Genomic DNA, 1,277 nt, shown 5'->3' with positions numbered 1-1,277 from the left:
GCGATGGGCGGGTCGCCGGGCACGGCCCCGGCGGCGACGGCCTCGGCGATGGCCAGGCGGACCGAGAGGGCGGGGTTGGCCTCCTTGATGGCGATGAGGCGCTCGGCGATCTCGGGGGCGAGCGAGCGGGGGCGGCCGCGATCGGCGCGGGGCTTGGGCATCAAGGCCTCGAAGCCGCCGTGGTTGCGGTAGCGCTTGATCCAGTCGCGCAGGGTCTCGGCGGCAACGCGGGTGCGCTCGGAGCCGGGGATGCGGTAGGTCTGTGCGGCCTTTGCTTCCAGGCGCTGCATCAGCCCCGGCGCGCCGGGAGGGAGTTGCAGGAACTCGGCGATCAGGCCGTAGCGGAACAGGGCGATCTCGTGGCGTAGATCGTCGGGGGGGGATTTGCGGTCACTCATGGGACGGCTCCTCGTGTGGGTTTGCGCCGAATCGGCGATCGAGGAGGCTAGGTCGATGTGGGTGGCGGGTCCGCCCCCGTCGAGTGTTGGATCGGGAGAAGCGGTTCACCGGCGCGGCGGGGCGGTGGGAGAAATCCCAAGGGAGGGGGCAACACATGGAGATAGGCGGCGGCGATCTCGCGCAATTGCGCCAGCAGCCCGAAGCCGATGCCGAGGGCCTGGCGAAAGTCGTGGAGGGTAGGCAGAGAAGCCGCGAAGGTCTCGGGAAACAGCCCCTTGATCCGATGCAGGGCGCGATGGATCGGCGGGCAGCGGCGATCGATCCAGCGCAGCGCTCCCGGCAACTCGATCTCGGTGCGCAGCGCGTCGGCGGCGGCCTCGCGACTCACCGCCTGTTCGACGCTCTCCACGGCCTGCTCGACCTCCGCAAGGGTCCCGGACAGACGAGCCGCCAGGCAGTCGGGCAACAATGAGAAGGTGCAGTGCCCCTCGGGGCAATACCAACGGGCGATCCGCGCGCCGGGGGGCGAGGCGCGACCATAGGTCCCGTGGCGAGCGAAGCCGCAACCGCCGTGAGGGTGGAGCGGGCAACGCTCCAGAGTTGCCTCCAGCCATGCCGATTGCGTAACGTATTGCTCGCCGGTGAGGTCCGTTTTGAACCGTAACTGCACCGGCCACTGGCCCGCACGGGTGCAACCGTGGCGGGCCTACTTCGTTATGGGGGACCCGGAGTATCCACGACCTGGCCCTGCCGGTGAAGTCCGCAGGGAAATTCGCTCCCCCACCATCGCGCGTTTTCTCACCACCACTCCTGTTCGGGCCAGGAATCAATCCGGGAAAAAACAGGTGGTGGTCAGCGGTTTAGGGTGACAGACAACA

Annotated in this window: 2 protein-coding genes; both read right to left on the bottom strand. The window is 68.5% G+C overall.

Annotation, left to right across the window (positions count from 1 at the left end; genetic code table 11):
• A partial coding sequence (locus tag ACYQ2W_RS26205; protein WP_459874017.1) for a helix-turn-helix domain-containing protein occupies window positions 1-398 on the bottom strand: 398 nt, incomplete at its 3' end.
• A 47-nt stretch (window positions 399-445) separates the two neighbouring features.
• Window positions 446-1,069, bottom strand: coding sequence for a hypothetical protein (locus ACYQ2W_RS26200; RefSeq protein ID WP_459874014.1), 624 nt, complete (start codon window positions 1,067-1,069; stop codon window positions 446-448).
• Window positions 1,070-1,277 lie beyond the last annotated feature (208 nt).

The organism is Endothiovibrio diazotrophicus (assembly GCF_054657215.1).
Note: the sequence above shows the minus strand (reverse complement) of the source record. Positions and strands in the feature narration are given on the sequence as shown.